Consider the following 6778-nt stretch of genomic DNA (forward strand, 5'->3'; position numbering starts at 1 on the left):
GCCACCCGGGTCCTGGCCGCCGCCCTGGCCGAGGTCGCCGACTGCGCGTCCGTGGCCGAGGGCGCGGGCTTCACGGACAAGCTGAACCGGGCCGCCTACACCGTCGGCGGCCTCGTCGCGGCCGGGTACCTCGGGCTGGAGGCGGGGGAGCGGGTGCTGCTGGAGGCGGCCGAGTACGCGCGCCCGGGCCAGGAGCGCCGGGCCGCCCCGATCGTGCGCGGCGGCCTGGCAGCAGGCCTGCGCCGCCCCCTCGAACTCCGGAGCCGCCCGTGAGCGCCCCCGGCAAGGGCAGCGGCGCCCGCGGGCGGGCCCACGAGGACGTGCTCTTCGACTTCGACCCGCAGACGGTCGCCTCGCAGATCCTGGCGCACGCCCCGGACTCCCCGTCCGGGGAAGCCCTGTTGCCCGCTCAGACGGGCAGCCAGGGCCCTTCCGAGGCCCGTACGCCCGCGGCCCGGGCCCACGCCCCCTCGGCCCCGGAGGCGGCGGCGCACGCCCACTCGGCCGCCCGCACGGGCCTGCTGCCCGACACCCTCACCGACCGCGGCAACGCCAAGCTGTTCGTGCGGCTCTTCGCGGACGACTACCGCCATGTGCCGGGCCTGGGCTGGTACCGCTGGGACACCACCCGCTGGCAGCTCGACGAGGACGACACGGTGATGTGGGCCGCGGGCGACCTGGCCGAGAACATCGCCGACAGCGACCCGCGCGGCCTCTACACCGCCCAGGCGCTCCAGCAGCACCGCCGCCGGGCCCTGTCCACGGCCGGGATGAACGCGATGCTCGCGCAGGCCCGTTCGGCGCCCGGCATGGTCCTCAACGCGGCGCTCCTGGACGCCGACCCGTACGCGCTGTGCACCCCGGCCGGGATCGTCGACCTGCGCACCGGCCTGCTGCGCACGCCCGACCCGAACAAGGACTTCCACTCCCGCTCGACGTCGACCGGGCCCCGCCAGATGCCGACCCCGCGCTGGAACCGCTTCCTGACCGACACGTTCGGCGAGGACGCCGAGTCCGCCGAGATGATCGGCTTCCTGCATCTGCTGCTCGGCTACTCGATCACCGGCGATGTCGGCGGGCAGATCATGCCGTTCCTGTTCGGATCGGGCAAGAACGGCAAATCGGTCCTGCTGGACGTGGTGATGAAACTCCTCGGCGACTACGCCGACGCCGGGCCGCCCGGGTTCCTGATGGCCCGCCCCTTCGAGGGGCACCCCACGGACCTCGCCGAGCTGCACGGGCGGCGCGTCATCGTCTGCTCCGAGGTCAAGCCCGGCGACAAGTTCGACGAGGCCCGGGTCAAGCTGCTCACCGGCGGCGACCGCATCAAGGCCCGCCGGATGCGCCAGGACTTCTTCAGCTTCCAGCCCACCCACAAGCTCTGGCTGCTCGGCAACCACCGCCCCGAGGTCGGCACCGGAGGCTTCGCCTTCTGGCGCAGGATGCGGCTGATTCCCTTCGAACGCGTCGTCTCCGACGAACGCAAGATCGACAACCTGGCGGACGTCCTGGTCACCGAGGAGGGCCCGGGCATCCTGAACTGGCTGATCGAGGGCGCCCGCCGCTACCTGGGCGGCGACAAGGACCTCACCGGGCCCGAGCGCGTACGCATCGCCACGACCGTGTACGCGGAGACCGAGGACCACACCGGGCGCTTCTTCGAGGAGACCTGCGCCCTGCACCCCGACCACCGGGCGGAGCAGACCCGCCTCTACGCCGCGTACCGGGCCTGGTGTCAGAATGAGGGGGCACCCGTCATCACCTCCCGCGCGTTCGCCGCGCGCGCACGCGAACTGGTCGGGCTGGCCTCGCCCAAGGAGATGATCTTGTCCAATTCGCGGAAGTACTACCCGGGCATCGGACTGCTCGCCGACGAGGAGAGGGCATGAGCTCCCTGATCACGGACGACGAGATCAGCCACGAGACCGAGCTGGTCTGGCTGGAGGACATCTCCCGTCTGGACTACGTACGCCAGAGCCTGGACCGGCTGCCGACGCGGCGCAGCAAACCCGCCTACCACCGCGACGGGCGGATGGTCGGCTACGCGCTGCTGGGCCCCAAGGCGAAGGCGTCCCCGTCCTCGGGAACCTGGCGCAGACGCGTGTTCTGGGTGCTGCCCCATGACCGAGACAGCGAACCGGACGGTCTGTACGCGACGGGGGCGCCCGCCGAGGCGATCGACCCGCGCACCCTCGCCCCCGGCAGCAAGGGCCGCAAGACCGAACGCTCGGAGGGCGGACCGCCCTCCACGGCCATGCGCGAGCTGGGAATAACGCTGCCGCTCTGAGACGCCCGCGCCCCCGGCCGCGCCCCTCTACCAGGTGGCCCCCGCCGGCTGCCGCGTCGTCGCGTTGAGCCGGTTGAACAGGTTCGTCAGAGCGATCATCAGGGTGAGGGCGGCGAGCTGCCGCTCGTCGTAGTGCCGGGCCGCCTCGTCCCACACGGCGTCCGGCACCGGATCGGGGCGGTCGGCCAGCCGGGTCGCGGCCTCGGTGAGGTCCAGCGCCGCGCGCTCGGGCCCGGTGAAGCAGCCCGCCTCGCGCCAGGCGGCCACCGCGTGCAGCCGCTCGTCGCTCTCGCCGGCCTTCCTGGCGCTCGCCACGCCCCCGTACACGCAGTAGCTGCAGCCGTTGATCTGGCTGGCCCGCAGATGGACCAGCTCCAGGGTCGACTGCGGCACGCCCCCCTGCTTGGCGGCCTCGAAGACGTCCAGGAGGGGCCGCATCGCGCTGGGCAGCACCACGGCGGGGTTCCGCATCCGGGCCGGGCGCCCGGTCGTCGGGGCGGTCATGGTCTGCCTCCTCGTGCTCGTCTCACCCAACCCAACGAGCCAGTACGGCAAACGGGACGTCACCCACGGCGGGAAAAGCGCCCGGACCGAAAAAAGCCGGGCTGCCGGCACCGACCCGCGAGGGAAGGTGCCGGCAGCCCGGCACGTCCGGGCCGTTCCGCACGCGGCGGCGCCGGACCCGGGGTTCAGCTGCCGGACGCCCCGTTGCCGGACAGGACCGGGATGTTGTCCAGGATGTGCGAGAGCGGCTCGTCCTTCTTGGTCTCGCTGGAGTTCTCGGTGCACTGCTGGTTCTGCTGCGGGGACAGGATCGGGATGTCCTGCACGCCGATGTTGACCAGGGCCAGGACGGACTGGACGTTGACCTTCTGGAGCGCGCCGACGCAGAGCTTGTCCAGGGTGCCCTGGACCAGGCTCATCTGCGGGCTCATGTCACCGGCGGTCTTCGACTGGCCGTACGCCTGCTCGCTCTCGTTCCCGCTGAACGCCGTGGAGCCGTCCTCGTTCCCGATGGCCAGGGCCTGGGGCGCCACCATCATCGTGACACCGGAGACGGCTGCGGCGACGGCTGCGGCCGACCACAACTTCTGCATGTTGGCTCCTCATTGAGTCAGACTCCACGAGCGGAGATCTGTAGCCATCAACGGACGCGACGGGAAGCGGTTGCTGTCCGTGACGATGAATAGCCCGAATGGCGCATCGGGGCCGTGAACGGGCGTTCCGCACGGTATGGGTGTCGAGGACCCCCTCCCGTACATCCGAGGTGACGCAGATGCCGCAGCCCGAACGCCCCTGGCACCGACAGGCGTTCATCCCCGCCAGCCGCAAGGAGAGCCCCCCGCAGCCCCCGCCCGTCGCCGGGCCGCCCATTTACCGTGAGCTCGCCGCCGCCTGGGCGGCCCAGGGCCGCACCCTTCCCGGCGGCCCCGACCGCGAGTGGCGGGCCGTCGTCGCCCGGCCCTGCTGGCCCGTCTGACCCCGCCGCGCGAACGGGCGCACACGAAAGGGCCGGACCACCCGGGGAGGTGGTCCGGCCCTTCTTCGCGCGGTCGGTCAGCTGCCGCTGGCGGCGTTGCCCGAGAGGATCGGGATGTTGTTGAGGAGGTGCGAGAGCGGCTCGTCGCCCTTGGCCTGCGTCGAGTTCTCCGTGCACTGCTGCGTCTGCTGCGGGGACAGGATCGGGATGTCCTGCACGCCCACGTTGACCAGGGCGAGGATCGACTGGAGGTTGGCCTTCGCCGGCAGGGCGATACAGGGCTTGTTGAAGGAGCCCTGGATGAGCGCGATCTGCGGGCTCATGTCCCCGTACGTGGCGGAGTTGCCGTAGGACTGCATCGCGTTGTTGCCATTGTACGCGGTGCTGCCGTTCTCGTTCCCGATGGCCAGGGCCTGGGGCGCCGCAGCCGCCGAAACTCCAACGACGGACGCGGAAACGGCAACTGCCGCCATAGCCTTCTTGAACACGCTGGTCCCTTCCTCATGGATGCCCCGTCCGGAATGGAGCCCCGTCCGGAGCTGTCGGAGCTATCTGGTCAACTGACTTGTCGCGCTTTGGTTTCCCGCCTTCACCCGTACGGCCGACGCACGGCCGCCGCGTGGACCGGCCACCGCGCGGACCGTACGGCGCGGGTCCGCTCAACCGCGTTTCGCCCCGGACATGTTGGGGCGCCGGTGCAGATGCAGGAACGACAGACGCGTGTTCGTCTCGGCGGTGCGCACATGGGGCGGGGCGGAGGCGGCCGGTGCGGGGGCGGGCGGACGCTCGCTCAGCCCGGCGAACAGATGCCAGTCGTCGGGTGCCACCCGCCACGACAACCGCCCCGCGGCGGTGTGCACATGCACCAGCGACCAGCCCGTACGCTCTGCGGTGACATCGCCGCCGTGCAGCCGCGCCACGTACGAGATGAGGGCGGCGCGTTCCTGGTGCAGGGCGTCCAACTGGTGGTGCAGGGCCGCCAGCCGGTCGACGAGCCTGAGCTCCCGCTCGCTCCAGAAACCGCGGCGCCGTCGTCTGCCGGCGCCCGCGTCAGGCGCGCTCGCGCGCTTCAAAGGACCTCCTGGTGGTGAGAAACGAAACGGAATGATAAGCGGCCTGCATACGTGCGCCTCCGGGGCGCGCCGCGTGGCAGCGCGAATTCGGTTCCCCACCGATCGGGTGAATGGGCGTCACTAAACTCCACCAAGGCAGTTGATCGGAGTGCGGTAAACGCGTGAACTCCTCTCTCCAGAAAAGGAACACCCTGTGATCAAGAAGGTTATGGCGGCTACGGCGGTCACCGCGTCCATCCTCGGTGCCGCGGCCGTCACCGCTCCTCAGGCCATGGCCATCGGGAACGAGAACGGCTCCACGGCGTACAGTGGCAACGGCTCGAAGCAGGCGTACGGCAACCAGAAGACCGAGGGCGACATGAGCCCGCAGCTCAGCCTGGTCCAGGGCTCGCTGAACAAGCCCTGCATCGGCCTGCTCCAGAAGCTGAACGTGCAGTCGCTCGTCGCCCTGGTCAACATCGGCGTGCAGGACATCCCGATCCTGTCCCCGCAGCAGAACCAGCAGTGCACCGAGAACTCGACCGAGTCGAAGAAGGACGAGCCGCTGTCGCACGTCCTCGACAACATCCCGGTCCTCTCGGGCAACGGCGCGTCCGGCAGCTGATTCCCGCTTTCGGCGAATTCACTGAGTGACAGGGCTGCCGGCACCTCCTTTCCCGAGGTGCCGGCAGCTTCGTTTTCTCCCCGCACATTCGGCACGATGTTCTCTCCGTGACCCTCCTAGCGCCTTGCGGTGTTCCTGCCCGCAGCGGCGCGACTGCCAAGCGAGTGAATATGCGGAGTGCGCTCCGGCGCCGGTTTCCTTTACTGCGGCGGATCGTTATCAATCCGTCAGCGGTGCCTCTCCTGTGCGCCGTGCGCGACAATTCGTTGCGCTGCCTTTCTCAAAGGAAAGAGAAACACGTGAAGTACATGAAGACCGCCTCCGTCGTGGCCGGCCTCGTCATGGCCACGGGCGCCGCCACCCCCGCCCTCGCCGACGCCGGCGCCCAGGGCGTCGCGGCCAACTCCCCGGGCGTCCTGTCGGGCAACCTCATCCAGGTTCCCGTCCACATCCCGGTGAACGTGTGCGGCAACACCATCGACATCATCGCGCTGCTGAACCCCGCGTTCGGCAACGAGTGCAAGAACGACTGACACCGCACGAGGGATTTCACCCGCCGGCTTCGGGACGTGCGGCGGCATACCCCGAAGCCGGCTCCCGAACCGAGAGCGCGAGCAGACCGTGAGCCCCCAGGAAGGCACCGCATTGCGACAGGTCATCAAAAAGACGCTGTTCACCGCCATGGCGGCGAGCAGCGTTCTCTCCATGAGCGGAGCCTGCGCTCACGCGGCGGATGCCCATTCCGAAACCGGTGATTCCCCCGGTGTCCTGTCCGGCAACTCCATTCAGGCGCCCCTGGACGTCCCGGTGAACGCGTGCGGCAACACGGTCGACCCCGTCGGAGCGCTCAACCCCGCGTTCGGCAACACGTGTTCGCACGGACCGGACGAGGAGGACGCGTACGAGCAGGCGTACGAGCGCGTCTACCAGCGGTACCAGGACGACGGCGGCGACGGGTCGTACCGGGGCGGACACGGCGGGAGTTACGGCGACGACCGCTACGAGCACGACCGCGGTTACGGACACGACCGCGACTACGACCGCGGCCCGGAGTCCGGTTACGGGGACGAGTACGGCTACGGCCATGGCCACGGCTACGGCTACGGCGACGACTACCGCCGGGACGACCACCGTCACGCCGCCCCCACCGGCACCCACGCCGAGACGCACGGCTCCCCGGGTGTCCTGTCCGGCAACGCGATCCAGGCTCCGGTCAAGGCGCCGGTGAACCTGTGCGGCAACACCGTCAACGTCATCGCACTGCTCAACCCGGCGTTCGGCAGCAACTGCGCGAACAAGGAAAGCGCCGGCCCACGCCACGCGCGCCCCCCGCA

10 protein-coding genes and 1 pseudogene are annotated in these 6778 nt (G+C 70.2%); 7 read left to right on the forward strand and 4 right to left on the reverse strand.

Annotation, left to right across the window (positions count from 1 at the left end):
* The 3 genes and pseudogenes from ACJA3G_RS26345 to ACJA3G_RS26355 all read left to right on the forward strand — a co-directional run.
* Window positions 1-273 (forward strand): annotated as a pseudogene (locus tag ACJA3G_RS26345) (DNA primase); the annotation flags it as partial.
* Window positions 274-362: 89 nt separating this feature from the next.
* On the forward strand, window positions 363-1889 hold the full coding sequence (locus ACJA3G_RS26350; protein WP_406555544.1) for a phage/plasmid primase, P4 family: 1527 nt from the start codon (window positions 363-365) through the stop codon (window positions 1887-1889).
* Window positions 1886-2287: a DUF6009 family protein gene (locus tag ACJA3G_RS26355; RefSeq protein ID WP_406555536.1), complete on the forward strand. Its 402-nt coding sequence runs from the start codon at window positions 1886-1888 to the stop codon at window positions 2285-2287. Before ACJA3G_RS26350 ends, ACJA3G_RS26355 begins: the two co-directional genes overlap by 4 nt.
* A 27-nt stretch (window positions 2288-2314) precedes the next feature.
* On the opposite strand, the gene ACJA3G_RS26360 is transcribed toward ACJA3G_RS26355, so the two are convergent.
* Together ACJA3G_RS26360 and ACJA3G_RS26365 are read right to left on the reverse strand one after the other, a co-directional pair.
* Window positions 2315-2758 (reverse strand): carboxymuconolactone decarboxylase family protein, encoded by a 444-nt coding sequence (locus ACJA3G_RS26360; RefSeq protein ID WP_406555545.1) that lies wholly within the window; start codon window positions 2756-2758, stop codon window positions 2315-2317.
* Between the two features lie 218 nt (window positions 2759-2976).
* Window positions 2977-3384: a rodlin gene (locus ACJA3G_RS26365; RefSeq protein ID WP_406555537.1), complete on the reverse strand. Its 408-nt coding sequence runs from the start codon at window positions 3382-3384 to the stop codon at window positions 2977-2979.
* A 179-nt stretch (window positions 3385-3563) separates the two neighbouring features.
* Here ACJA3G_RS26365 and ACJA3G_RS26370 point away from each other — a divergent pair, with 179 nt between their 5' ends.
* Window positions 3564-3767, forward strand: coding sequence for a hypothetical protein (locus tag ACJA3G_RS26370; protein WP_406555538.1), 204 nt, complete (start codon window positions 3564-3566; stop codon window positions 3765-3767).
* 77 nt (window positions 3768-3844) lie between these two features.
* Here the strand turns inward: ACJA3G_RS26370 and ACJA3G_RS26375 are convergent, their stop codons facing one another.
* Complete coding sequence (locus tag ACJA3G_RS26375) at window positions 3845-4255, reverse strand: rodlin (RefSeq protein ID WP_406555539.1); 411 nt, start codon at window positions 4253-4255, stop codon at window positions 3845-3847.
* A 171-nt stretch (window positions 4256-4426) separates the two neighbouring features.
* Window positions 4427-4840 (reverse strand): hypothetical protein, encoded by a 414-nt coding sequence (locus ACJA3G_RS26380; RefSeq protein WP_406555540.1) that lies wholly within the window; start codon window positions 4838-4840, stop codon window positions 4427-4429.
* A 193-nt stretch (window positions 4841-5033) separates the two neighbouring features.
* Here ACJA3G_RS26380 and ACJA3G_RS26385 point away from each other — a divergent pair, with 193 nt between their 5' ends.
* From ACJA3G_RS26385 to ACJA3G_RS26395, 3 genes are all read left to right on the forward strand, one after another.
* The gene (locus ACJA3G_RS26385) at window positions 5034-5444 is read left to right on the forward strand and encodes a rodlin (RefSeq protein ID WP_406555541.1); all 411 of its coding nucleotides are present in this window, start codon (window positions 5034-5036) and stop codon (window positions 5442-5444) included.
* Between the two features lie 299 nt (window positions 5445-5743).
* Entirely contained in the window at window positions 5744-5977 is a 234-nt protein-coding gene (locus ACJA3G_RS26390) for a chaplin (protein ID WP_406555542.1), read from the forward strand.
* 112 nt (window positions 5978-6089) lie between these two features.
* A partial coding sequence (locus ACJA3G_RS26395; RefSeq protein WP_406555543.1) for a chaplin occupies window positions 6090-6778 on the forward strand: 689 nt, incomplete at its 3' end.

Source organism: Streptomyces sp. YS-3 (assembly GCF_045257485.1).
Lineage (GTDB): Bacteria > Actinomycetota > Actinomycetes > Streptomycetales > Streptomycetaceae > Streptomyces.

What these genes read in the sequence shown, in the direction of transcription:
- ACJA3G_RS26370 (WP_406555538.1), top strand. Translation starts at nt 3,564, where the DNA reads ATGCCGCAGCCCGAACGCCCCTGGCACCGACAGGCGTTCATCCCCGCC.
- ACJA3G_RS26360 (WP_406555545.1), bottom strand. Translation starts at nt 2,758, where the DNA reads ATGCGGAACCCCGCCGTGGTGCTGCCCAGCGCGATGCGGCCCCTCCTG.
- ACJA3G_RS26365 (WP_406555537.1), bottom strand. Translation starts at nt 3,384, where the DNA reads ATGCAGAAGTTGTGGTCGGCCGCAGCCGTCGCCGCAGCCGTCTCCGGT.
- ACJA3G_RS26355 (WP_406555536.1), top strand. Translation starts at nt 1,886, where the DNA reads ATGAGCTCCCTGATCACGGACGACGAGATCAGCCACGAGACCGAGCTG.